The organism is Streptomyces sp. NBC_01520, assembly GCF_045040375.1.
Lineage (GTDB): Bacteria > Actinomycetota > Actinomycetes > Streptomycetales > Streptomycetaceae > Streptomyces.
In genome coordinates this window covers 1,162,033-1,187,074 of the sequence record NZ_CP109404.1, presented here as the reverse complement: position 1 = coordinate 1,187,074, position 25,042 = coordinate 1,162,033, and the positions used below count along the sequence as shown (strand labels likewise).

Genomic DNA, 25,042 nt, shown 5'->3' with positions numbered 1-25,042 from the left:
AGATTCCCGCCGAACGTCCTCAACAAGCCCCGGAAGGTCACGGAACGGGGAATTCCAGCCAACTGCCTCGTGCGGGTATACGACATGGTGCCGGGGCCGCTCTGTCGCTTTCGTGAATTTCCTCTCAGGGAATACCGGGACAACTGGTGATCAACTCTGGGAAGAGCGGCCGAAAATCGTCCGGACGCGCCTTCGAGTTGTCCGTAAGTCAGTAGTAGGCTCGCGCCGTTTGTTGACGGAACACTGACGGACCTCCGGCGGGCCGACACCGGAACAACATCGAAACAACCACCCCTGCGGTGCGGGGTCGAGCTGGGGGAGGCCATGCGCTTTCGCGGGAAGTCCATCCGCAGGAAGATCGTGGCGTTGCTCCTGGTGCCGCTCGTCTCTCTCACGGGGCTGTGGGTGTTCGCCACCTACGTCACCGGCCGTGAAGCCGGTCAGTTGCTGGACGCGAGTGCCATCATGGACACGGTCGGCCACCCGCTCGAGGACACCGTCCGCGCCGTACAGGCCGAACGGCGTCAGACACTCGTCTTCCTCGCCGACCCCCGGGCCTCGGACGCCCTGCCCATCCTGCGCCGCCGGCGCGCGGCCACCGACAGGGTCGTGGCCGACGTCAGACTCAGCGCGCAGCGCAAGGACGTCCGCGACGCGCTGGGCCAGGACTCGCAGGCGCAGCTCGACTCCATCCTCGGCGAGGTCGACGGGCTGGACGCCCTGCGCGACTCCGTCGAGAAGCGCGCCATCGACCGGACCAGGGCGCTCGACTTCTACAACGGACTCGTCGACCCCTGCTACCGCTTCCTGAACGGTCTCCACACGATGGAGAACGTGTCGATGGACAAACAGGTGCGGGCACTGGTCGGTATTTCCCGGGCCCGCGAAATGCTCTCCCGCGAGGACGCGCTCATCGCCTCCGGACTCATCGCGGGCCGGCTCGGCGCCCCCGAACTCCGGGTCGTCTCCGACCTCGCCACCCGCCGCAAGGTCCTCTACGAGGTCAACCTGGAGCTCCTTCCGGCTTCCGAGCTCAGGCGGATGGAGCAGTACTGGAACAGCCCCGACACCGAGGCGCTGCGCACGGCCGAACAACAGCTCATCGCCGCCGGGCCGTTCAGGAAGCCGGGCACCGTCGACGCGGCACGCTGGCAGGAAGTGGCGCCGCCGGTCCTGGAACATCTCGCCAACGACAGCACCGAGATGTCCAACCGCTTCCAGGACCGCGCCGAGCCCGCCGGCTACCGGGTCCTGATCCGGGCCGGAGTCGCCGGCGTCCTCGGGTTCGTCGCGCTGCTCCTGTCGGTCTTCGTGTCCGTCCGGGTGGGGCGCGATCTCGTCCGGGACCTCTCCCGGCTGCGCAAGGACGCCCATGAGGTGTCCGGGGTGCGGCTGCCCAGCGTGATGCGGCGACTGGCCGCCGGAGAACAGGTCGACGTCGAGACCGAGGCCCCGCACCTCCAGTACGAGAGGGACGAGATAGGCCAGGTCGGCCAGGCGCTCAACACCCTCCAGCGGGCCGCCGTCGAGGCCGCGGTCAAGCAGGCGGACATGCGCCGCGGCGTCTCCGAGGTCTTCGTCAACCTCGCCCGCCGCAACCAGGTGCTCCTGCACCGTCAGCTCACGCTCCTGGACACCATGGAGCGCCGCACCGAGAACAGCGACGAACTCGCCGACCTCTTCCGGCTCGACCACCTCACCACCCGCATGCGCCGCCACGCGGAAGGTCTCGTGATCCTCTCCGGGGCCGCCCCGTCCAGGCAGTGGCGCAAGCCCATCCAGCTGATGGACGTGGTGCGGGCGGCGGTCGCCGAGGTGGAGGACTACGAACGCATCGAGGTCCGCCGGCTGACCCGGATCGGTGTGGGCGGCCCCGCCGTGGCCGACCTCACCCACCTGATCGCCGAACTGCTGGAGAACGCCACGGTGTTCTCGCCCCCGCACACGGCTGTCCAGGTGCACGGCGAGCGCGTGGCCAACGGCTTCACGCTCGAAATCCACGACCGCGGGCTCGGCATGGCACCGGAGATCCTCCTGGACGCCAACCTGCGGCTCGCCGAGACGCCCGACTTCGAGCTCTCCGACACCGACCGGCTCGGCCTCTTCGTGGTCAGCCGGCTCGCCCAGCGGCAGAACGTGCGGGTGTCGCTGCAGACCTCGCCGTACGGAGGAACGACCGCGGTCGTCTTCATCCCGGCACAGCTGCTCACCGACGCGCCCGACACGCACGGCACCGGCTTCCGCCTCGACCGCCGGGCCGAGAAGGCGATCGGCAGCGGCCGGCCGGGCAGCAGCGTGCCCGGCAGCGACAAGGCCCGCAGGGACGGCATCGCCGACATACCCGGCAGACCCTCGGGGCTCTCCCCGGTGCCCACCGGACTCACCGACCCGTCCGTCCTGAACGGTCCGGTCGAACTCGAAGGCCCGGTGGGGCCGCTGGAACTCACCGACGACCCGGCGCTCGACCGGGACCTCGATCCGGCGCTCGGCCCCGTCCTCGACGGCGTGTCCGACCTGGAGGACACCGAGAGCGAGCGGGGCGGCATCTTCCGGGCCCGTGCGCTGCGCCGGGGCATCGACCACGAACAGCACCAGCAGGCCGCCGACCCGTCCGAAGGACGCACGGCGGACGTCCGCCCGATGCGCCCGGCGGGACCGGTCCCGCTGCCCCGGCGCAAGCCGCCGACGCTCGTCACCGACCGGGGCCGCAGGGTCGGCGAGGAGGGCGGCTCCCACTCCGCGCCCTCCGAGGGACCGGCCCCGGAACCCTCCGGGGACTCCGGCCCCTTCCCGGCCGGCCCGCGCGGGGACGACTTCCCCGTGTCCTCGGCGGCCGAGACCCCGACGCCCTTCCCCTCGCAGCGCAGGTCCACCTCCCGGCCGTCCACACCGGACACCGTGGGCGGCCTGCCGCGCAGGGTCCGGCAGGCCAGCCTCGCCCCACAGCTCCGGGAGGACTCCGCAGGGCGGACTCCCGGCCACGTCCCCGCGGACACCGATGACGACCTCGAACGTGACGCGGACGAAGTACGCAATCGCATGGCTTCGCTTCAACGCGGCTGGCAGCGCGGCCGTCGGCAGAACGCCGAGGACGTGACCGGCCCCGGCGAGACAGCACCAGGAACCACTCCGGGAGGGGACGGTCGATGACCGCACCGAACGCCGCAGCACGCAACGCCTCACGCCAGGGCTCCGGCGAACTCAATTGGCTCCTCGACGAACTGGTCGAGCGCGTCGCGAGCATCACCAAGGCGCTGGTGCTCTCCAGCGACGGCCTCGCCACCGGCACGTCCAAGGACCTGACCCGCGAGGACAGCGAACACCTGGCGGCCGTGGCCTCCGGCTTCCACAGCCTCGCCAAGGGCGTGGGCCGTCACTTCGACGCGGGCAAGGTCCGCCAGACCGTCGTCGAGCTCGACGAGGCCTTCCTCTTCGTCACGGCGGCCGGCGACGGCAGCTGTCTCGCCGTCCTGGCCGACTCCGACTCGGACGTCGGGCAGGTGGCGTACGAGATGACCCTCATGGTCAAGCGGGTGGGCGCCCACCTGGCCAACGCCCCCCGGACGACCGGTATGCCCGCCGGAGGGTGAGGGGATGGCATGAGCGCCGACTCCGTCCGGGACACCACCCCCGGAGACATGCACGCTCCCGCCGATGCGGGTTCCTCGCGCTGGTACGACGCCGAAGCGGGCCCTGTGGTCCGTCCCTACGCGATGACCCGGGGACGTACGAGCAGTGCGTCCCGCCACCGACTCGACCTGATCGCGATCGTCGTCCCGGAACCCGCGGCCGACGATCCCGGCCGGGACCAGACGCTCTCCCCGGAACACGTGGAGATCGTCGAACTGTGCAGCGGCATGCCCCAGTCCATCGCCGAGCTCGCCTCAGGACTTGACCTCCCCGTCGGGGTGGTCCGTGTGCTGGTCGGTGACCTCGTCGAGGACGAACTGGTGCACGTCACCCGTCCCGTTCCGCCGGCCGAGCTGCCGGACGTGAACATTCTTCGCGAGGTGATCAATGGCCTTCGGGCGCTCTAGCCGCAGCAAGCGGCCCGTTGAGCCCGTTACCCTGAAAATCCTGGTGGCGGGCGGCTTCGGCGTGGGCAAGACGACCCTGGTGGGGGCGGTCAGCGAGATCAGACCGCTGCGCACCGAGGAGAGACTGAGCGAGGCGGGCCGTCCCGTGGACGACCTCGCCGGAGTCGAGGGCAAGAACAGCACCACGGTGGCGATGGACTTCGGGCGGATCACCCTGCGCGAGGATCTGGTGCTCTACCTGTTCGGGACACCCGGCCAGGACCGCTTCTGGTTCCTCTGGGACGAGCTGGCCCAGGGCGCGCTGGGGGCGGTCGTCCTCGCGGACACCCGCAGGCTGGAGGACTGCTTCGCGGCGGTCGACTACTTCGAGCGCCGCGGGATCCCGTTCGCCGTCGCGGTCAACCTCTTCGAGGGGGCCGAGGAGTTCGCCACCGGGACGGTGCAGGCGGCGCTCGACCTCGATCCCGAGGTGCCGGTACTGCTCTGCGACGCGCGCGACCGCTCGTCCGTACGGGACGTGCTGGTCGCGGTCGTCGAGCACGCCCTGGCGCGTGCCGACCGGAGCCGGGAGCCCGCCAGGACCTGACGGCCGGGAGACAGCACCCGAACGCGGCCCGTACCCCCGCCGACCGGGGTACGGGCCGCGTTTCGTTCGGCCTGCAACGGCCGCGGGAGGAGTCTTCACCCGCCGTGACGGACCGTCAAGCCTCCGCGCGGCGCCGGGTCACCGGGGGTTCTCGGCGAGCCACTCGGCCGCCGTCCGGGCCAGCTCCCGGTCCCGTCCGGCGAGCATCATCCGGATCATCCGCACATCACCGCGCAGCGACCACGCGGGATGCCCGAACGTCGCCGGGTTGTTCTTCTCGATGAGGAAGTGCGCCGGCCACGCGGTCCCGTACCCGATCAGCGGCAGCGCCGCGGCATACCGCTTCCGGCCGCGCGCCAGACCGTACGCGGTGACCGCGAGACCCGTCAGCGTTCCGGTCAGATGGACCCACCTGGTCGCCGCCCTGGAGTGCATGGCGACGTAGTAGGGCCAGAACTCTTCGTACGAATCGAACGTCTGCTGAGACATAGAGGCACCGTAATGGCTCGACCGGCAACCGGACACGGCAGTTCGGCGTCCGATAAGGAGAACGGGCGGCCGGAGCCCACGGGGGTGGTCCCGGTCGCCCGTTCACCGCACGGGCGGGCGGTCAGTGTCCGGCGACGGAGCGCCGGGCCACCGGGAAGTCGAAGTAGGTGTCCGGGAAGACTTCGGGCTTGTAGGTGAAGTGCCACCACTCCTCGGCCAGATTCACGAAACCGAGACCGGTGAGCGTCTCCTTGAGGAACTGCCGGTTCGCCCGCTGAACCCCCTGTACCCGCGGGTCGTCCGTGTGCGACAGGGTGTCGAAACAGTCGTAACCCGTACCCATGTCCACCGAATTGTCCGGGAAGCGCTGGTCCTTCGCCGCGTAGCACGCCGCCAGCTCCTCACCCGGCACGTACGGCCTGGTCGGCAGGGCCGGCAACTTCACCAGCGTCAGGTCGACCGTGCTTCCCCGGCTGTGACCGGACTTCTCCGCGATGTAACCGTCCTCGAACAGACGCGTCTTGTCGACGAGCGGATAGAACTCGCCCTTCATGCTCTGGTCGTCGAGATCCTTCGCCCACCGCACGAAGTGGTCCACCGCCCGCTGCGGCCGGTAGCAGTCGTAGACCTTGAGCGAGTAGCCCTGGCGCAGGAGACCCCGCTGCGCCGTACGCAGCGCGAGGGCCGCGGGACGGGTCAGTATGCAGACGGGCTGCCGGTATCCGTCCACCGCCTCACCCATGAAGGTGTGTGCGGTGGTGTACCGCATCTCCGTGATGATCGTCGGATCGACGGAGCGGAGGTCGACGAACTGCGGGGGAGCCTTCGGTTCGGGCCGGGCCTGCGCCGCCGGGGAGGCGGCGGTCACCAGGAGCAGGGCTGCGGCGGCGGAGGCCAGGGTGCGGAGCGCGAGAGCGATTCCTGTCATGGGCACATCGTCTATCAGCTCCAGGGCTGCAGGAGAAGAGTGATCGGATACAGTCCGCCCGTGAAGGACTCCCACTGCGGCAACTGCGGAGCCCCGTACTCCGCCGGCCCGTCCGCGCCCGCAACCTGGCCACGCACCTGCGCCTCCTGCGGGCACACCGCCTACCGCAACCCCCTGCCCGTCGCCGTCGCCCTGCTGCCCGTCACCGGCCGGGACGGCACCGGACTCGTCGTCATCACCCGCACCGTCCCTCCGCGGACGGGTGGCATCGCCCTGCCCGGCGGGTACGTCGACCACACCGAGGACTGGCGCCACGCGGTCGTCCGCGAACTGCGCGAGGAGACCGGCATCGGGGCCGAGGAGACGGACGTACGGCTTGCCGATGCCCTCAGCTCCCCGGACGGCCACCTCCTCCTCTTCGGCCTGCTCCCGCCGCGCCCCGCCGAAGACCTCCCGCCCTCCGCACCCACCGACGAGACCTCCGGATACGACGTACTGCGCGCCCCCGGCGAACTGGCCTTCCCCCTGCACACACAGGCCGTACGCGCATGGTTCGCCGGCCGTTACCGCTGACCCGGCAGCCCCCGCACCCGTACCGGATACGTCACCCGGTCCTCCTCACCGTCCCGCTCGACCACCACACGCCCGTCCGCGATCCGCGACGTGTACCGCTCGACCTCCGCCGTCGCCCACCCGTCGCCCGCGTCCCGGACGACGAGCCCGCCCCCGCTGCGGCCCACCGCCGGAGCCCACACCTCCAGTTCGACACCCCCGTCCGCACCCCGCACCGGAAGCACGGCGCCCGCCCGCGCCAGCACCGGAATCCGGGACAGCGGCGCGTCCACCAGCACCTGCCCCGGACCCTCGTACGCCTCCCCGGTCGCCGTGTCGTACCAGCGCCCCCGCGGCAGCCGCACCGCTCTCCGGTCCGCCCCGTGCTCCATCACCGGAGCCACCAGCAGCGAGTCACCCAGCAGGAACGCGTCCTCGCACTCCCGCAGCGCCCGGTCCGCGGAATCGCCCCACCACATCGGACGGACATACGGCGCACCCGTCAGCCGGGCGAGCTGCGCCAAGGTCACGAAGTACGGACGCATTCGCTCCCGCTCCTCCAGTGCCGCCTTCGCGTGCGCGAGCACCTCGGGCCCGAACTCCCACGGCTCCCGCCGCCCCGCGTCGATGGCCGCATGGGTACGGAACAACGGCAGATACGCCCCCAGCTGGAACCAGCGCAGATACAGCTCGGGCGACGGGGACCCGTCGAAACCCCCCACGTCCGGACCCGAGTACGGCACCCCGCAGAGCCCGAGCCCCAGCACCAGTGCGAGCGAGGCCCTCAGCCCGGGCCACCCCGTGGCCACGTCACCGGACCAGGTACCCCCGTACCGCTGCATCCCCGCCCAGCCGGAACGGGAGAACAGGAACGGCCGCTCCTCGGGCCGCAGCCGCAGCAGCCCCTCGTAGCCGGCCCGCGCCATCGCGAGCCCGTAGACGTTATGAGCCTCGCGGTGGTCCCCGCCACGGCCCTCCAGCGCGTGCCGGGCCGAACGCGGCAGCGACGATTCCCCGAACGCCGAGAACGCCACCGGCTCGTTCATGTCGTGCCACACCCCGGAGAAGCCCTGCGCCAGCCGCTCCTCGTACAACGTCCCCCACCACTCCCGCACCTGCGGATCGGTGAAGTCCGGATAGACGCACTCGCCCGGCCACACCTCACCGAGCACCGGACGGCCCTGCGGATCCCGGACGAACGCCCCCGCCGCGCCGACCTCGCCGCCACTGTCGAACACCGCGTCGCCCGGCGACGCCGTCACCGCCGGATCGACGATCGAGACCAGACGCACCCCGTCCTCGCGCAACTCCTTCGCCAGCCCCGGCAGATCGGGGAACCGCTCGCGGTCCACGGTGAACACCCGGTGCGCGTCGAAGTGATCGATGTCCAGATGCAGCACCGACAGGGGCAGCCCCCGCTCCCGGTACCCCGCCACGACCCGCCGCACCTCCGCCTCGCTGCCGAAACCCCACCGGGCGTGCTGCGGACCCAGCGCCCACGACGGCGGCAGCGCGGGCGCACCGGTCAGCGCCGTCCAGCCCTGCAGCACCCTGGCCGGCGTACCGGCGACCACCCAGCAGCGGAGCGGACCGCCCTCCATCCGCACCTCGCAGGTACCCGGCCGGTCATGACCGGACCCCGCACCCTCCTCACCCTCCCGCAGCGTCACCCGGCCCGACCACGTGTTGTCGTGGAACGCCAGATGGGTCCCCGCGTCCGACACCACCAGCTGCACCGGCATGGTCAGGTACAGCGGATCGTCCCCGGGACCGAAACGACCGCCCGGATCCGTGTTCCACAACCGGTACGTCCCTCCGCGCAGCCGCGGACCACCGGCCCGCCCGCCCAGCCCGAAGAAACGCGCGTCGGCCGGCACCTCGGACCGCTGAACCCACCGCGCGGCCCCTCCCTCCACCGGCTCCCACCAGCGCGGCGGCAACTCCCTGCGCAGCACCACCCCGCCCGGCGTACGCAGCTCCACCGCCCCGTGCCGCGACACGACCACCGTCAGCCGCTCCGACACCACCTGCCAGCCGCCGTCCTTGTCGGGCTCCAGCCCCGCCCGCGGATCCGGCTCCGGCGCGGCTCCGGCCAGCGCGTACGAGGGCAGCGGCTCCGCACCGTCCCAGGACCAGAACACCGCACCACCGACGGACACACGGATGCGCAACTCCGAACGGGCGAACTTCACGACACCACCGCCCGGCCCGGGCTCGGCACTCACCAGCAGACCGGGCACACGAGCCCGCTCCGCACCGCGCGGCGCCAGCGCCCGCGCGTCCGCACGCCGCCGCCGCCAGGCGGAGCGCACCGTGCGCATCCCCCGCACCGAACCGATCATCTTCACCGAACGCACCAGGTCACGACCATCCATGCAGGCCACCCTGCCACCCGGCCGGCCGCGAACAGGGTCCGTTCAGCTTCCGTTCACCTGTGGCCGGACCACACACCGGGACACGCAGGCATGGCAGGCCGCCCCTGGTGCGAAGGACGATCACATGGCATCGTCCCTGAATGCCGCTCACGCGCACACCCCAGCACGTGGGCGTGACGCACGCACACCCCGCGTACCCGAAAGGCCAGGGAACCTCCATGACCTCAGCAGCCGGCGAAGCCCCCCTCTGGCAGCCCGCCCCCGAACGCATCGAGGCCGCGGCCGTCACCCGCTTCCAGCGCTGGGCGGCCGACCGGTACGGAGCACCCGCCGACGGCGGATACGCGGCGCTGCACCGCTGGTCAGTCGAGGAGCTCGACACCTTCTGGCAGGCTGTCGCCGACTGGTTCGGCGTACGCTTCTCCACCCCGTACGACACCGTCCTCGGCGACCGCACCATGCCCGGCGCCCAATGGTTCCCCGGCGCCACCCTCAACTACGCCGAACACGCCCTGCGCACGGCGGAGGATCCGCTGCGTGCCGAGGCACCGGCCCTGCTGTACGTCGACGAGACACACACCCAGATCCCCATCGGCTGGTCCGAACTCCGGCGCCAGGTCGGCTCGCTGGCCGCCGAGCTCCGCGCGCTCGGCGTCGCCCCGGGGGACAGGGTCAGCGGCTACCTCCCCAACATCCCGCAGGCGGTCGTCGCCTTCCTCGCCACCGCCGCGGTCGGGGGCGTCTGGACCTCCTGCGCCCCGGACTTCGGCGCCCGCAGCGTCCTCGACCGCTTCCAGCAGGTCGAACCCGTCGTCCTGTTCACCGTCGACGGCTACCGCTACGGCGGCAAGGAGCACGACCGCACGGACACCGTGGCCGAGCTCCGCCGCGAACTCCCCACCCTGCGCGCGGTCGTCCACATCCCGCTCCTCGGCACGGACACGCCCGAGGGCGCCCTCGCCTGGTCCGAACTCACCTCCGCGGACACCGAACCCGTCTTCGAGCAGGTGCCCTTCGACCACCCCCTGTGGGTCCTCTACTCCTCCGGCACCACCGGACTCCCGAAGGCGATCGTCCAGTCCCAGGGCGGCATCCTCCTGGAACACTTCAAACAGATCGGCCTGCACTGCGACCTCGGCCCCGAGGACCGCTTCTTCTGGTACACCTCCACCGGCTGGATGATGTGGAACTTCCTCGTCTCCGGCCTGCTCACCGGCACCACGGTCGTGCTGTACGACGGCAGCCCCGGCTACCCCGACGTCAGCGCCCAGTGGCGTGTCGCCGAACAGACCGGGGCCACCCTCTTCGGCACCTCGGCGGCCTACGTGATGGCCTGCGGGAAGGCAGGCATCCACCCGGGCCGCGACCACGACCTCAGCCGCGTCCAGTGCGTCGCCACCACCGGGTCCCCGCTCCCGCCCGACGGCTTCCGCTGGCTCCACGACGAAGTCGCCGAGGACCTCTGGATCGCCTCCGTCAGCGGCGGTACGGATGTCTGCAGCTGCTTCGCCGGCGCCGTGCCGACCCTCCCGGTCCACATCGGCGAACTGCAGGCACCCTGCCTCGGCACGGACCTCCAGGCCTGGGACCCCGCGGGCGAACCCCTGACCGGCGAGGTCGGCGAGCTCGTCGTCACCAGCCCCCTGCCCTCCATGCCGATCCGCTTCTGGAACGACCCGGACGGCAGCCGCTACCACGACAGCTACTTCGGCATGTACCCCGGAGTCTGGCGCCACGGGGACTGGATCACCCTGACCGACCACGGATCGGTCATCATCCACGGCCGCTCCGACTCCACCCTCAACAGGCAGGGGGTACGGATGGGATCCGCCGACATCTACGAAGCGGTCGAGCGGCTCCCCGAGATCCGTGAGTCCCTCGTCATCGGCGTCGAGGAACCGGACGGCGGCTACTGGATGCCGCTCTTCGTCCACCTCGCCGAAGGAGCCGTGCTGGACGACGGCCTCCGCGACAGCATCAAGCGGACCATCCGCGAGCACCTCTCCCCGCGCCACGTGCCCGACGAGGTCATCGAAGTGCCCGGCATCCCGCACACTCTCACCGGCAAGCGCATCGAGGTTCCGGTCAAGCGCCTCCTCCAGGGAACAGCCCTGGCCAAGGCGGTCAACCCGGGCTCCATCGACAACCTCGAACTCCTCCACTTCTACGAGGACCTGGCCCGCAAGCGCCAGTGACCCGGTCACCGGGACACCACTGTCGGTCCCCCTGATTACTCTGAGTGAGCATCGTTCGGCAGAGCACAGCTCGACAGGCACAGGGGGACTCATGGCGTACACCGGGCAGACGAAGCACACCCGGCACCGTTCCGGGACATCCATGCGACGCGCACTGCGCCGCGAAGCACCCAGCACCGTCGGCCTCCTGGTCGACGCCGAGGACTTCGCGGCGATGCGTCACTACCGGAGCTTCGTCTTCGACGACCACTCCGTCTATCTCCAGCAGGTCGAAGGCCTGCTCAAGACGCTTGCCGCGCAGGGCATGCACACCACGGTCGCCCTCTTCGACCCGGAGGACTACGCGGAGTTCTGCACCGAATCCGGCCTCGACCCTCACGAGCGGACCAGCCGCAGCCGCTTCGTCGCCGACATCGCTTCGGCCGGCGCGACCGTGGCGTACACCGGCCAGCCACTCGACAGCCTGATCCCGCTCCTCGTCTCACGAGCGGTCCGCCGCGCCACCTGGGAGTACGCCACCATGCTCCTGGCGGACCTCGGAGACTGTGCCGAATGCGGGCAGGAGATCGGCCGCGCCGCCTTCGACCGGGCCTCCCACCTGCTGACGCGCCTGCTGGAGACGGCGGGACCAGGCGCGCACCACCTGGTCTGCAGCACACCCACGGAGAACGAACAGCTCATCGCCGTCCTCCACACCGCACGGGACGCCGAGGGCCCGGTCCGGCTCGCCTCGGCGGAAGGGGCCGAGTTCGTCACCGTGCTCGCGGTAGGCGTCGCACTCGAGACCCGGGGAGGGGTCGTCCTGCGCACCACGGCACCGGACGGCCCGGACCGCGTGCACGGCTGGCGCCTGGTGCGGGGCGGGCTCCTCCCGCTCACGGCGGGCGAGGTCTTCAGCGCCTACTGCACCGACGCCGACACGGGCGAGCCCGTCCCGCCCGAGTCCGGCGTCGAATACCGCGCGGGCTTCGACATCGGTGCGGACGAGCCGGAGGCACACCACTGACGTGCGGCTGACGTATCGCTGACAAGGCGAAGGGGCTCCCACCGGCCGGAACCGGCGGGAACCCCTTCATCCCTTCGTCACACCCGACTGTCCGCCCGAAGGCGTCACTCGCCCGACAGCACCGCCTGTGCGGCGACCCGTGCCTCTTCGGCGGAGTCCGCCGCACGCGCGGCGGATGCCGCACGCTCGCACTGAGCGAGCGTGTGCTTCGCCAGCGTCGCGCGCACATACGGAATCGACGCGGCACCCATCGATAGGGAGGTGACACCCAGACCGGTCAGCACACAGGCGAGCAGCGGATCCGCGGCGGCCTCACCGCAGACACCGCAGCTCTTCCCCTCGGCCCGCGCGGCCTCGGCCGACAGCGCGACGAGATCCAGCAGCGCGGGCTGCCACGGGTCCTGCAGCCTGGACACGGCACCCACCTGACGGTCGGCGGCGAAGGTGTACTGCGCGAGGTCGTTGGTACCCAGCGACAGGAACTCCACCTCCTGCAGGATCGAGCGCGCCCTCAGTGCGGCGGACGGAATCTCCACCATCGCACCGAACTTGGCCGGCAGCCCGGCCTCGCGGCAGGCGTCGGCGAACGCCTTGGCATCGGCACGGTCGGCGACCATCGGGGCCATGACCTCGAGGTAGACGGGCAGCCCCTCGACCGCCTTGGACAGGGCCGTCAGCTGGGTCCGCAGCACATCGGGGTGGTCCAGCAGGCTGCGCAGCCCACGGACACCGAGGGCGGGGTTCGGCTCGTCCGCCGGGGTCAGGAAGTCCAGCGGCTTGTCCGCACCCGCGTCCAGCACCCGCACGACGACGCGTCCCTCGGGGAACGCCTCCAGCACCGCGCGGTATGCCGCGACCTGCTTCTCCTCGGAGGGAGCCTGCTTGCTGTCGTCCAGGAACAGGAATTCCGTACGGAACAGCCCGACACCCTCGGCGCCGGCCTCCAGGGCCGCGGGTACGTCGGCGGGGCCGCCGACATTGGCGAGCAGCGGCACCTTGTGCCCGTCGGACGTGGCACCGGGTCCGGTGCTGGCCGACAGCGCCGCCTTGCGGGCCGCCGCGGCGCTCTCCATCTCGGCGCGCTTCTCCTCGCTCGGCTCGACGAAGATCTCACCGGTGCTGCCGTCCACCGCGATGACGGTGCCCTCGGCGATCTCACCGGCTCCCGGAAGGGCCACGACAGCGGGCACTCCGAGCGCACGCGCGAGAATCGCGCTGTGACTGGTCGGCCCGCCCTCCTCGGTGACGAACCCGAGCACCAGCGTCGGGTCGAGCAGCGCGGTGTCGGCCGGAGCCAGATCGCGCGCGATCAGTACGTACGGCTCGTCGCTGTCCGGTACGCCCGGCATGGGAACACCGAGCAGCCGCGCCACGATCCGGTTGCGTACGTCGTCGAGGTCCGCGACGCGCCCCGCCAGGTACTCCCCGGCGTTCGCCAGCAGCGCCCGGTACGAGGCGAACGCGTCGTACACGGCACGCTCCGCGGTGCTGCCGACAGCGATACGGCGATTCACATCGGCCATGAGCTCGGGGTCCTGGGCCATCATGGCCTGGGCCTCGAGGACGTGCTGAGCCTCGCCCCCCGCAAGGTTGCCGCGTGCGATCAGGTCGGCCGCAACAGCTTCCACGGCCTGGCGGGCACGCCCCTGTTCGCGCTCGGCCTCGTCCGCGGGAATCTGTTTGGCGGGCGGCTCCAGCACCGCCGTACCCATGTGCCGAACTTCGCCGATCGCCACTCCGTGGCTCACGCCGACGCCTCGCAGCGTTGTCTCCATGTGACCCGTCTCCGATTGTGCGGCGGCCGTGCCACCGCGGTGAATTCCCAACTCGCTGGTGCCCCGACTACGGAGCCGAGGGTGTCACTGCCAGCCGAACAGCACGTCGCCGACCTTCACGTCGCCGTCCTCGCGCACGTCGGAGAGGGAGTCGGCGGTGGCTTCGAGCGCCACGACCGGACAGATGGCCGACTTGCCGGCCGCCTCGACAGCCGCCGGGTTCCAGCGCACGATGCCCTGGCCGCGGACCACCGTGTCCCCCTTGTTCACGAGGAGCTCGAAGCCCTCGCCGTTGAGCTGCACGGTGTCGATCCCGAGGTGGGTCAGTACTCCGTGTCCCTGGTCGTCCACGACGACGAAGGCGTGCGGGTGGAGGGAGACGATGATGCCGTCGACCGGCGAGACGGCCTCGGACGGCTCGCGCACGGGGTCGATGGCGGTACCGGGACCCACCATCGCGCCGGAGAACACCGGGTCGGGAACCGCGGTGAGCCCGATGGCGCGGCCGGCAAGAGGGGACGTCACTGTGGTCATGGGAGCCTCCCAGGGGTGGAGATTCGTATGTCGCCGCCGCGGCTGATGGAGGGCGGCGTACTGATCAGCAGCGTAAGTCATATGAAGTCCCGGTTCCGCCCGAGACCTACCGGTTGGCGGACCTAGGGGTGCACCGGAAACGATTTGCCTCGCCTCACAGCGACCTGTACTGTCGTACTCCTGCCTGGCCCCAACGCGACTTTGAGTCGGGGGTCGGTGGCGACTCTCAAGCCCAGACTCTAACTCTGATCGGCGCATCTGCATGTCTGCAGGACGTGGTCAAGGGAATAGGAAAAGGCCTGGTAGAGTCGGACTCGCCGGAAAGGGAAACGCGAAAGCGAAGAACTGGAAAGCGAGAAAAACAATTCTCCCGCTTAGCGGGGGGCCCGCTTCGGCCGGGAATCGGACAGGAAAGAGTCTGATAGAGTCGGAAACGCAAGAACGAAGGGAAGCGCCCGGAGGACCCCGGTGAAACGGGACCGAAGGAAGCGTCCGTTCCTTGAGAACTCAACAGCGTGCCAAAAGTCAACGCCAGATATGTTGATACCCCGGCCTGCTTCGGCAGGTTGGTGGTTCCTTTGAAAAGTCCTGCCGGTCCTTCGGGTCTGGTAGGCAACAACAGCGAGGACGCTGTGAACGACCGGTCTTATTCCGACCTGGTCGTTCCGCTCTCGTGTTGTGATCCCGATTACGGGAAAACATTCACGGAGAGTTTGATCCTGGCTCAGGACGAACGCTGGCGGCGTGCTTAACACATGCAAGTCGAACGATGAAGCCTTTCGGGGTGGATTAGTGGCGAACGGGTGAGTAACACGTGGGCAATCTGCCCTTCACTCTGGGACAAGCCCTGGAAACGGGGTCTAATACCGGATAACACTCTGTCCCTCATGGGATGGAGTTAAAAGCTCCGGCGGTGAAGGATGAGCCCGCGGCCTATCAGCTTGTTGGTGGGGTAATGGCCTACCAAGGCGACGACGGGTAGCCGGCCTGAGAGGGCGACCGGCCACACTGGGACTGAGACACGGCCCAGACTCCTACGGGAGGCAGCAGTGGGGAATATTGCACAATGGGCGAAAGCCTGATGCAGCGACGCCGCGTGAGGGATGACGGCCTTCGGGTTGTAAACCTCTTTCAGCAGGGAAGAAGCGAAAGTGACGGTACCTGCAGAAGAAGCGCCGGCTAACTACGTGCCAGCAGCCGCGGTAATACGTAGGGCGCAAGCGTTGTCCGGAATTATTGGGCGTAAAGAGCTCGTAGGCGGCTTGTCACGTCGGATGTGAAAGCTCGGGGCTTAACCCCGAGTCTGCATTCGATACGGGCTAGCTAGAGTGTGGTAGGGGAGATCGGAATTCCTGGTGTAGCGGTGAAATGCGCAGATATCAGGAGGAACACCGGTGGCGAAGGCGGATCTCTGGGCCATTACTGACGCTGAGGAGCGAAAGCGTGGGGAGCGAACAGGATTAGATACCCTGGTAGTCCACGCCGTAAACGTTGGGAACTAGGTGTTGGCGACATTCCACGTCGTCGGTGCCGCAGCTAACGCATTAAGTTCCCCGCCTGGGGAGTACGGCCGCAAGGCTAAAACTCAAAGGAATTGACGGGGGCCCGCACAAGCAGCGGAGCATGTGGCTTAATTCGACGCAACGCGAAGAACCTTACCAAGGCTTGACATATACCGGAAAGCATCAGAGATGGTGCCCCCCTTGTGGTCGGTATACAGGTGGTGCATGGCTGTCGTCAGCTCGTGTCGTGAGATGTTGGGTTAAGTCCCGCAACGAGCGCAACCCTTGTTCTGTGTTGCCAGCATGCCCTTCGGGGTGATGGGGACTCACAGGAGACTGCCGGGGTCAACTCGGAGGAAGGTGGGGACGACGTCAAGTCATCATGCCCCTTATGTCTTGGGCTGCACACGTGCTACAATGGCCGGTACAATGAGCTGCGATGCCGCGAGGCGGAGCGAATCTCAAAAAGCCGGTCTCAGTTCGGATTGGGGTCTGCAACTCGACCCCATGAAGTCGGAGTTGCTAGTAATCGCAGATCAGCATTGCTGCGGTGAATACGTTCCCGGGCCTTGTACACACCGCCCGTCACGTCACGAAAGTCGGTAACACCCGAAGCCGGTGGCCCAACCCCTTGTGGGAGGGAGCTGTCGAAGGTGGGACTGGCGATTGGGACGAAGTCGTAACAAGGTAGCCGTACCGGAAGGTGCGGCTGGATCACCTCCTTTCTAAGGAGCATCTAGATTCCGCAAGGAGTCCAGAGACCATTACGTCGGCAAATGTTCGACGGTGGTTGCTCATGGGTGGAACGTTGACTATTCGGCACGACAGGTTGTTTTCGTGAGTACTGCTTCGGCGTGGAAAGTGAAGGGGATCGGTCGGGTCGGGCACGCTGTTGGGTATCTGAAGGTGCGGGCTTTTTTAGTCTGGATCTTCGGTTGCCGGCCCCAGTGCACTCACCTGTAAGGGTGGGGTGATGGGTGGCTGGTCGTTGTTTGAGAACTGCACAGTGGACGCGAGCATCTGTGGCCAAGTTTTTAAGGGCGCACGGTGGATGCCTTGGCACCAGGAACCGATGAAGGACGTGGGAGGCCACGATAGTCCCCGGGGAGCTGTCAACCAAGCTTTGATCCGGGGGTTTCCGAATGGGGAAACCCGGCAGTCGTCATGGGCTGTCACCCGCTGCTGAACACATAGGCAGTGTGGAGGGAACGCGGGGAAGTGAAACATCTCAGTACCCGCAGGAAGAGAAAACAACCGTGATTCCGGGAGTAGTGGCGAGCGAAACTGGATGAGGCCAAACCGTATGTGTGTGATACCCGGCAGGGGTTGCGCATACGGGGTTGTGGGATCTCTCTTTCATAGTCTGCCGGCTGTGAGACGAGTCAGAAACCGTTGGTGTAGGCGAAGGACATGCGAAAGGTCCGGCGTAGAGGGTAAGACCCCCGTAGCTGAAACATCAACGGCTCGTTTGAGAGACACCCAAGTAGCACGGGGCCCGAGAAATCCCGTGTGAATCTGGCGGGACCACCCGCTAAGCCTAAATATTCCCTGGTGACCGATAGCGGATAGTACCGTGAGGGAATGGTGAAAAGTACCGCGGGAGCGGAGTGAAATAGTACCTGAAACCGTGTGCCTACAAGCCGTGGGAGCGTCGCTGTATGTGCTTGCATATGCAGTCGTGACTGCGTGCCTTTTGAAGAATGAGCCTGCGAGTTAGCGGTGTGTAGCGAGGTTAACCCGTGTGGGGAAGCCGTAGCGAAAGCGAGTCCGAATAGGGCGATTGAGTTGCACGCTCTAGACCCGAAGCGGAGTGATCTAGCCATGGGCAGGTTGAAGCGGAGGTAAGACTTCGTGGAGGACCGAACCCACCAGGGTTGAAAACCTGGGGGATGACCTGTGGTTAGGGGTGAAAGGCCAATCAAACTCCGTGATAGCTGGTTCTCCCCGAAATGCATTTAGGTGCAGCGTCGTGTGTTTCTTGCCGGAGGTAGAGCACTGGATAGGCGATGGGCCCTACCGGGTTACTGACCTTAGCCAAACTCCGAATGCCGGTAAGTGAGAGCACGGCAGTGAGACTGTGGGGGATAAGCTCCATGGTCGAGAGGGAAACAGCCCAGAGCATCGACTAAGGCCCCTAAGCGTACGCTAAGTGGGAAAGGATGTGGAGTCGCAGAGACAACCAGGAGGTTGGCTTAGAAGCAGCCACCCTTGAAAGAGTGCGTAATAGCTCACTGGTCAAGTGATTCCGCGCCGACAATGTAGCGGGGCTCAAGCGTACCGCCGAAGTCGTGTCATTCATACACATATCCCCAACGGGAGTATGGATGGGTAGGGGAGCGTCGTGTGCCGGGTGAAGCAGCCGCGGAAGCGAGTTGTGGACGGTTCACGAGTGAGAATGCAGGCATGAGTAGCGATACACACGTGAGAAACGTGTGCGCCGATTGACTAAGGGTTCCTGGGTCAAGCTGATCTGCCCAGGGTAAGTCGGGACCTAAGGCGAGGCCGACAGGCGTAGTCGATGGACAACCGGTTGATATTCCGGTACCCGCTTTGAAACGCCCAATACTGAATCAGGCGATGCTAAGTCCGTGAAGCCGGCCTGATCTCTTCGGAGTTGAGGGTAGTGGTGGAGCCGATGAACCAGACTTGTATTAGGTAAGCGATGGGGTGACGCAGGAAGGTAGTCCAGCCCGGGCGGTGGTAGTTCCCGGGGTAAGGGTGTAGGCCGTGTGGTAGGTAAATCCGTCACACGTTAAGGCTGAGACCTGATGCCGAGCCGATTGTGGTGAAGTGGATGATCCTATGCTGTCGAGAAAAGCCTCTAGCGAGTTTCATGGCGGCCCGTACCCTAAACCGACTCAGGTAGTCAGGTAGAGAATACCGAGGCGTTCGGGTGAACTATGGTTAAGGAACTCGGCAAAATGCCCCCGTAACTTCGGGAGAAGGGGGGCCATCACTGGTGATTGGATTTACTCCATGAGCTGGGGGTGGCCGCAGAGACCAGCGAGAAGCGACTGTTTACTAAAAACACAGGTCCGTGCGAAGCCGTAAGGCGATGTATACGGACTGACGCCTGCCCGGTGCTGGAACGTTAAGGGGACCGGTTAGTGCACTTTCGGGTGTGCGAAGCTGAGAACTTAAGCGCCAGTAAACGGCGGTGGTAACTATAACCATCCTAAGGTAGCGAAATTCCTTGTCGGGTAAGTTCCGACCTGCACGAATGGCGTAACGACTTCTCGACTGTCTCAACCATAGGCCCGGTGAAATTGCACTACGAGTAAAGATGCTCGTTTCGCGCAGCAGGACGGAAAGACCCCGGGACCTTTACTATAGTTTGATATTGGTGTTCGGTTCGGCTTGTGTAGGATAGGTGGGAGACTTTGAAGCGGCCACGCCAGTGGTTGTGGAGTCGTCGTTGAAATACCACTCTGGTCGTGCTGGATGTCTAACCTGGGTCCGTGATCCGGATCAGGGACAGTGTCTGATGGGTAGTTTAACTGGGGCGGTTGCCTCCTAAAGAGTAACGGAGGCGCCCAAAGGTTCCCTCAGCCTGGTTGGCAATCAGGTGTTGAGTGTAAGTGCACAAGGGAGCTTGACTGTGAGACCGACGGGTCGAGCAGGGACGAAAGTCGGGACTAGTGATCCGGCAGTGGCTTGTGGAAGCGCTGTCGCTCAACGGATAAAAGGTACCCCGGGGATAACAGGCTGATCTTCCCCAAGAGTCCATATCGACGGGATGGTTTGGCACCTCGATGTCGGCTCGTCGCATCCTGGGGCTGGAGTCGGTCCCAAGGGTTGGGCTGTTCGCCCATTAAAGCGGTACGCGAGCTGGGTTTAGAACGTCGTGAGACAGTTCGGTCCCTATCCGCTGTGCGCGTAGGAATATTGAGAAGGGCTGTCCCTAGTACGAGAGGACCGGGACGGACGAACCTCTGGTGTGCCAGTTGTCCTGCCAAGGGCATGGCTGGTTGGCTACGTTCGGAAAGGATAACCGCTGAAAGCATCTAAGCGGGAAGCCTGCTTCGAGATGAGTATTCCCACCACCTTGAGTGGTTAAGGCTCCCAGTAGACGACTGGGTTGATAGGCCAGATGTGGAAGCCCGGTAACGGGTGGAGCTGACTGGTACTAATAGGCCGAGGGCTTGTCCTCAGTTGCTCGCGTCCACTGTGTTAGTTCTGAAATAACGAACGGCTGTGTTTATGTCCGGTGTTGGTTAATTTCATAGTGTTTCGGTGGTCATTGCGTTAGGGAAACGCCCGGTTACATTCCGAACCCGGAAGCTAAGCCTTTCAGCGCCGATGGTACTGCAGGGGGGACCCTGTGGGAGAGTAGGACGCCGCCGAACAATTATTCCGGGAAAGCCCCGTGCCCTTGTGGCACGGGGCTTTTCCGCGTTCACAACCCTTTCCCCGTACCCCTGTGCACCGGCTGCCGGCAGCTGAGGGTAGGGTCAAGGGGCATCATTGGCACGTTCTTCACAGGAGGCCCCCGGGTGGAGGTCCAGGAGACTCGAGTTCAGACGGACCGAGTACTCACCATCCCCAACATCCTCAGCATGGCTCGCCTCGTCGGCGTACCGCTTTTCCTGTGGCTGATTCTCCGCCCCGTGTTCGGCGGCCCCAACAGTGACGGCTGGGCGTTGCTGGTCCTGATGCTGAGCGGTGTCAGTGACTATCTCGACGGCAAGCTCGCCCGCCGATGGAATCAGATCAGCAGTCTCGGACGGCTCCTGGACCCGGCTGCCGACCGCCTCTACATCCTGTCCACCCTGGTCGGCCTCACCTGGCGGGAGATCCTTCCGCTCTGGCTGACCGCGGCGCTTCTCGCCCGTGAGCTGATGCTCCTCGTCATGGTGGGAATCCTGCGCCGGCACGGCTATCCACCACCCCAGGTGAACTTCCTCGGCAAAGCAGCTACGTTCAACCTGATGTACGCCTTCCCCTTGTTGCTGCTCAGCGACGGTAGTGGTTGGCTGGCAACGACGGGCGCCATTTTCGGATGGGCGTTCGCCGGGTGGGGTACAACCCTCTACTGGTGGGCAGGGATCCTCTACGTGGTCCAGGTCCGCCGGCTCGTCAAGGCGGATGAAAAGTAGCCGATCAGCTCGTTGACGCGTGACGTGCAGAGTCGCACGCCCGCAACGAATGCTCTGGTGTTTTGCCCCGACGGGTGAAGTCGGCTAGACCGTCGTCTCTTCAAGGAGGACGTTTCCGACATGAAGGCCGTCGTGATGGCAGGCGGTGAAGGCACCCGCCTTCGCCCCATGACCTCAAGCATGCCCAAGCCGCTCCTGCCCGTGGCCAATCGGCCGATCATGGAGCACGTGCTGCGGCTGCTCAAACGGCATGGGCTCAACGAGACCGTTGTGACCGTTCAGTTCCTCGCCTCGCTCGTCAAGAATTACTTCGGTGACGGCGAAGAACTCGGTATGGAGCTCACCTATGCCAACGAGGAGAAGCCACTCGGTACCGCGGGAAGCGTGAAGAACGCCGAGGAAGCCCTGAAGGACGACACCTTCCTGGTCATTTCCGGCGACGCCCTCACCGACTTCGACCTCACCGACCTCATCGCCTTCCACAAGGAAAAGGGCGGACTCGTCACCGTATGCCTGACGAGGGTTCCCAACCCGCTGGAATTCGGCATCACGATTGTCGACGAAGAGGGACAGGTCGAGCGCTTCCTGGAGAAACCGACCTGGGGCCAGGTCTTCTCGGACACGGTGAACACGGGCATCTACGTCATGGAACCCGAGGTCTTCGACTACGTCCAGGCCGACACCTCCGTGGACTGGTCGGGCGACGTGTTCCCGCAGCTCATGAAGGAAGGCAAGCCCATCTTCGGCTACATCGCCGAGGGCTACTGGGAGGACGTGGGCACCCACGAAAGCTACGTCAAGGCCCAGGCCGACGTGCTGGAACGCAAGGTGGACGTCGAGCTCGACGGATTCGAGATCTCTCCCGGCGTATGGGTGGCGGAAGGCGCGGAGGTCCACCCCGACGCCGTACTCCGCGGCCCCTTGTACATCGGCGACTACGCCAAGATCGAAGCCGGCGCCGAGATTCGCGAGCACACGGTCGTGGGATCGAACGTCGTCGTGAAATCCGGTGCGTTCCTGCACCGGGCCGTGGTGCACGACAACGTGTACATCGGCGACCACAGCAATCTTCGTGGCTGCGTGATCGGCAAGAACACCGACATCATGCGTGCGGCGCGCATCGAGGACGGCGCCGTCATCGGCGACGAATGCCTGGTCGGTGAGGAATCGATCATCCAGGGCAATGTGCGGGTCTACCCGTTCAAAACGATCGAGGCCGGCGCGTTCGTCAACACCTCGGTGATCTGGGAGTCGCGGGGGCAGGCCCATCTGTTCGGAGCACGTGGTGTCTCCGGGATCCTGAACGTCGAGATCACCCCGGAACTCGCGGTCCGGCTCGCCGGCGCGTACGCGACGACGCTGAAGAAGGGCGCGACGGTCACCACGGCCCGTGACCACTCCCGCGGCGCGCGTGCACTGAAGAGGGCGGTCATCTCGGCGCTGCAGGCCAGCGCCATCGACGTCCGGGACCTGGAGAACGTACCGCTGCCCGTAGCCCGCCAGCAGACGGCACGGGGCAGCGCAGGCGGCATCATGATCCGGACGTCCCCCGGGGTGCCGGACTCCGTCGACATCATGTTCTTCGACGAGCGGGGAGCCGACCTCTCCCAGGCCCGCCAGCGCAAGCTGGACCGGGTCTACGCCCGCCAGGAGTACCGAAGGGCCTTCCCCGGAGAGATCGGGGACCTCCACTTCCCGTCGAGCGTCTTCGACTCCTACACGGGATCGCTCCTGCGCAACGTCGACACGGCGGGCATCGCCGACGCCGGCCTCAAGGTGGTCGTGGACGCGTCCAACGGCAGTGCGGGGCTCGTCCTGCCCAGCCTCCTCGGACGCCTCGGTGTGGACGCGCTGACCATCAACCCGGGGCTCGACGAGTCGCGGCCCACCGAAACCGCGGAGACGCGGCGCGCCGGACTGGTGCGGCTCGGGGAGATCGTGTCGTCCGCGCGGGCAGCCTTCGGGGTGCGGTTCGACCCCGTCGGTGAGCGGCTCTCCCTGGTTGACGAGCGGGGCCGCATCATCGAGGACGACCGTGCCCTGCTGGTCATGCTGGACCTGGTGGCCGCCGAGCGGCGGAGCGGGAGGGTGGCCCTCCCGGTGACGACCACACGCGTCGCCGAACAGGTGGCGGCCTATCACGGCACGCAGGTGGAGTGGACGACCACGTCCCCGGACGATCTGACACGGGTGGGCCGGGAGGACACCACCATCTTCGGTGGTGACGGACGCGGCGGATTCATCATCCCCGAGTTCAGCAGCGTCTTCGACGGCGCGGCGGCCTTCGTCCGCCTCATCGGGCTGGTCGCCAGGACACAGCTCACGCTCAGCCAGATCGACGCACGCATCCCGCGCGCCCACGTCCTGCGCCGCGACCTCGCGACGCCGTGGGCCGTCAAGGGACTCGTCATGCGACGCGTCGTCGAGGCGGCCGGAGAGCGCAGCGTGGACACCACCGACGGTGTCCGGGTGGTCGAGACCGACGGACGCTGGGTGATGGTGCTGCCCGACCGCGCGGAGGCCGTGACCCATCTGTGGGCCGAAGGCCCCGACGACGCCTCCGCCCAGGCACTGCTCGACGAATGGTCGGCGATCGTCGACAGCGCGGGCGACTGACCCCCGACGGTGCCCCGGAAGCCGCTACGCTGCGGCTTCCGGGGCACCGGTGGGGCCATTCGGCGGCAGCCGCCATGACGTGCGACGATGTGCGGCATGTCGCAGCCGCCCCCCGATCGGAGTAGCGCACCGCCGCCTCCCCGCCCCGACGCGTCCATGTCTCTGCTGACCACGGTGATGGAACACAGCCTGGACGAGGGTTACGCCGAGGCTTCGGCACGCCGCGAGGCTGACGGCAGCGCAGGCATGCCCCGTACGCTCAAGGCGAAGCTGGGGCTCGCGGCGGGCCTGGTGCTGGCCGCTCTCGTGGTGACCCTCGGTGCCGCGGAGGCCCAGGTCGCGGCCCCCGTGGTGGCCAAGGAGCGCGAGGAACTCATCGACCGCGTCAACGCGGAGACCAGCGCGGCCGACACGCTCCAGGCGGACGTCGACGAACTGCGCAAGGACGTCGGCGAGCGGCAGCGCAAGGCACTTGAGGAGCACGGCGGGGACCAGGGCGGACTCGTCGCGCTGCTGTCCGGAGCAACCCCCGTCGAAGGGCCCGGAATCAAGCTCGTCGTCGACGACGCCAAGGACACCGACCAGGGCGGCGGCGGACCACGCGAGTCGACCGGCTTCGCCGACACCGGGCGGGTACGGGACCGCGACATGCAGCGGGTGGTCAACGGCCTGTGGCAGTCCGGCGCCGAGGCCGTCGCGATCAACGGGCAGCGGCTGACGGCGCTTTCGGCGATCCGCGCCGCGGGCGACGCCATACTGGTCGACAACAGGCCGCTCGTGCCGCCGTACACCGTGCTCGCGGTGGGGGACGGGAAGAAGCTCGCGGACGCGTTCCGTGACAGTGCGGACGGGCTGTATCTGCAGGCGCTGCACGAGAGCTTCGACATCCGCACCAGCATCTCCGAGCAGGAGAAGGTGCGTCTGCCGGCTGCGCCGAGCCTGATCGTACGAACAGCAGAGCCTCAGGCCGCAGACACGGGCAGTGGTGCGGCAGACACAGGGAAGGGCACATCGTGATCGCCGTACTGGGCCTCGTCGTCGGAGTCGTGGTCGGACTGTTGGTCCGGCCCGAAGTGCCGGCGGTGGTCGAGCCCTACCTGCCGATCGCCGTCGTCGCCGCGCTCGACGCCGTCTTCGGCGGTCTGCGGGCCATGCTCGACGGGATCTTCGTGGACAAGGTCTTCGTGGTGTCGTTCCTCTCGAACGTCGTGGTGGCCGCACTGATCGTCTTCCTCGGCGACAAACTGGGCGTCGGAGCCCAGCTCTCCACAGGTGTGGTGGTCGTCCTCGGCATCCGCATCTTCTCCAACGCCGCGGCAATCCGCCGGCACGTCTTCCGGGCTTGAGGCCG

The 25,042-nt window shown here is 67.1% G+C and carries 16 protein-coding genes and 3 rRNA genes; 14 read left to right on the top strand and 5 right to left on the bottom strand.

All coding sequences use genetic code 11. From position 1 onward, the window contains the following. Nucleotides 1–324 precede the first annotated feature (324 nt). Genes OG524_RS05465 through OG524_RS05450 form a run of 4 tightly spaced genes read left to right on the top strand, consistent with a single transcriptional unit; the run spans nt 325 to nt 4,623 of the window. On the top strand, nt 325–3,150 hold the full coding sequence (locus OG524_RS05465) for a nitrate- and nitrite sensing domain-containing protein (RefSeq protein ID WP_405392071.1): 2,826 nt from the start codon (nt 325–327) through the stop codon (nt 3,148–3,150). Continuing rightward, nucleotides 3,147–3,590: a roadblock/LC7 domain-containing protein gene (locus tag OG524_RS05460; RefSeq protein ID WP_405392072.1), complete on the top strand. Its 444-nt coding sequence runs from the start codon at nt 3,147–3,149 to the stop codon at nt 3,588–3,590. The genes OG524_RS05465 and OG524_RS05460 overlap by 4 nt, the downstream gene beginning before the upstream one ends. A gap of 9 nt (nt 3,591–3,599) precedes the next feature. Continuing rightward, entirely contained in the window at nt 3,600–4,037 is a 438-nt protein-coding gene (locus OG524_RS05455; RefSeq protein ID WP_405392073.1) for a DUF742 domain-containing protein, read from the top strand. Continuing rightward, nucleotides 4,018–4,623, top strand: a complete 606-nt coding sequence (locus OG524_RS05450) for a GTP-binding protein (RefSeq protein WP_405392074.1) — start codon at nt 4,018–4,020, stop codon at nt 4,621–4,623. Before OG524_RS05455 ends, OG524_RS05450 begins: the two co-directional genes overlap by 20 nt. A 138-nt stretch (nt 4,624–4,761) precedes the next feature. Here OG524_RS05450 and OG524_RS05445 read toward each other — a convergent pair whose 3' ends face one another. Next, nucleotides 4,762–5,112, bottom strand: a complete 351-nt coding sequence (locus OG524_RS05445; RefSeq protein ID WP_405392075.1) for an Mpo1-like protein — start codon at nt 5,110–5,112, stop codon at nt 4,762–4,764. A gap of 121 nt (nt 5,113–5,233) precedes the next feature. Beyond that, nucleotides 5,234–6,040, bottom strand: a complete 807-nt coding sequence (locus OG524_RS05440; RefSeq protein WP_405392076.1) for a M15 family metallopeptidase — start codon at nt 6,038–6,040, stop codon at nt 5,234–5,236. A 60-nt stretch (nt 6,041–6,100) separates the two neighbouring features. Between OG524_RS05440 and OG524_RS05435 the strand changes: the two genes are divergently transcribed. After that, the gene (locus tag OG524_RS05435; RefSeq protein WP_405392077.1) at nt 6,101–6,613 is read left to right on the top strand and encodes an NUDIX domain-containing protein; all 513 of its coding nucleotides are present in this window, start codon (nt 6,101–6,103) and stop codon (nt 6,611–6,613) included. Here OG524_RS05435 and OG524_RS05430 read toward each other — a convergent pair. Continuing rightward, nucleotides 6,604–8,967 (bottom strand): glycoside hydrolase family 31 protein, encoded by a 2,364-nt coding sequence (locus OG524_RS05430; protein WP_405809304.1) that lies wholly within the window; start codon nt 8,965–8,967, stop codon nt 6,604–6,606. The genes OG524_RS05435 and OG524_RS05430 overlap by 10 nt on opposite strands. Before the next feature lie 218 nt (nt 8,968–9,185). On the opposite strand from OG524_RS05430, the gene OG524_RS05425 reads away from it, so the two are divergent. Together OG524_RS05425 and OG524_RS05420 are read left to right on the top strand one after the other, a co-directional pair. Next, nucleotides 9,186–11,162 carry an acetoacetate--CoA ligase gene (locus OG524_RS05425; protein ID WP_405392079.1) on the top strand — a complete coding sequence of 659 codons (1,977 nt, stop codon included), beginning with the start codon at nt 9,186–9,188 and terminating at the stop codon, nt 11,160–11,162. A 91-nt stretch (nt 11,163–11,253) separates the two neighbouring features. After that, nucleotides 11,254–12,168: a hypothetical protein gene (locus tag OG524_RS05420; RefSeq protein WP_405392080.1), complete on the top strand. Its 915-nt coding sequence runs from the start codon at nt 11,254–11,256 to the stop codon at nt 12,166–12,168. 104 nt (nt 12,169–12,272) lie between these two features. Here the strand turns inward: OG524_RS05420 and ptsP are convergent, their stop codons facing one another. Next, complete coding sequence (gene ptsP, locus OG524_RS05415) at nt 12,273–13,943, bottom strand: phosphoenolpyruvate--protein phosphotransferase (protein ID WP_405392081.1); 1,671 nt, start codon at nt 13,941–13,943, stop codon at nt 12,273–12,275. Between the two features lie 84 nt (nt 13,944–14,027). Continuing rightward, entirely contained in the window at nt 14,028–14,477 is a 450-nt protein-coding gene (locus tag OG524_RS05410; protein WP_405809302.1) for a PTS glucose transporter subunit IIA, read from the bottom strand. A gap of 701 nt (nt 14,478–15,178) precedes the next feature. Between OG524_RS05410 and OG524_RS05405 the strand changes: the two genes are divergently transcribed. The 7 genes from OG524_RS05405 (at nt 15,179) to OG524_RS05375 (ending at nt 25,037) form a co-directional block, all read left to right on the top strand. Further along, nucleotides 15,179–16,704: ribosomal RNA gene (locus OG524_RS05405) — 16S ribosomal RNA — on the top strand. A 299-nt stretch (nt 16,705–17,003) separates the two neighbouring features. After that, a 23S ribosomal RNA gene (locus OG524_RS05400) occupies nt 17,004–20,129 on the top strand. Nucleotides 20,130–20,208: 79 nt separating this feature from the next. Further along, a 5S ribosomal RNA gene (rrf, locus tag OG524_RS05395) occupies nt 20,209–20,325 on the top strand. The 16S, 23S and 5S rRNA genes sit together here, the layout of an rRNA operon. A gap of 147 nt (nt 20,326–20,472) precedes the next feature. Next, nucleotides 20,473–21,075, top strand: coding sequence for a CDP-alcohol phosphatidyltransferase family protein (locus tag OG524_RS05390; protein ID WP_384495865.1), 603 nt, complete (start codon nt 20,473–20,475; stop codon nt 21,073–21,075). 120 nt (nt 21,076–21,195) lie between these two features. After that, the gene (locus OG524_RS05385) at nt 21,196–23,691 is read left to right on the top strand and encodes a sugar phosphate nucleotidyltransferase (RefSeq protein WP_405392083.1); all 2,496 of its coding nucleotides are present in this window, start codon (nt 21,196–21,198) and stop codon (nt 23,689–23,691) included. A gap of 156 nt (nt 23,692–23,847) precedes the next feature. Continuing rightward, nucleotides 23,848–24,708, top strand: a complete 861-nt coding sequence (locus OG524_RS05380; RefSeq protein WP_405392084.1) for a DUF881 domain-containing protein — start codon at nt 23,848–23,850, stop codon at nt 24,706–24,708. After that, a complete protein-coding gene (locus OG524_RS05375; RefSeq protein WP_003970459.1) occupies nt 24,705–25,037 on the top strand; it encodes a small basic family protein in 333 nt (110 codons plus the stop codon). The genes OG524_RS05380 and OG524_RS05375 overlap by 4 nt, the downstream gene beginning before the upstream one ends. Nucleotides 25,038–25,042: the final 5 nt, after the last annotated feature.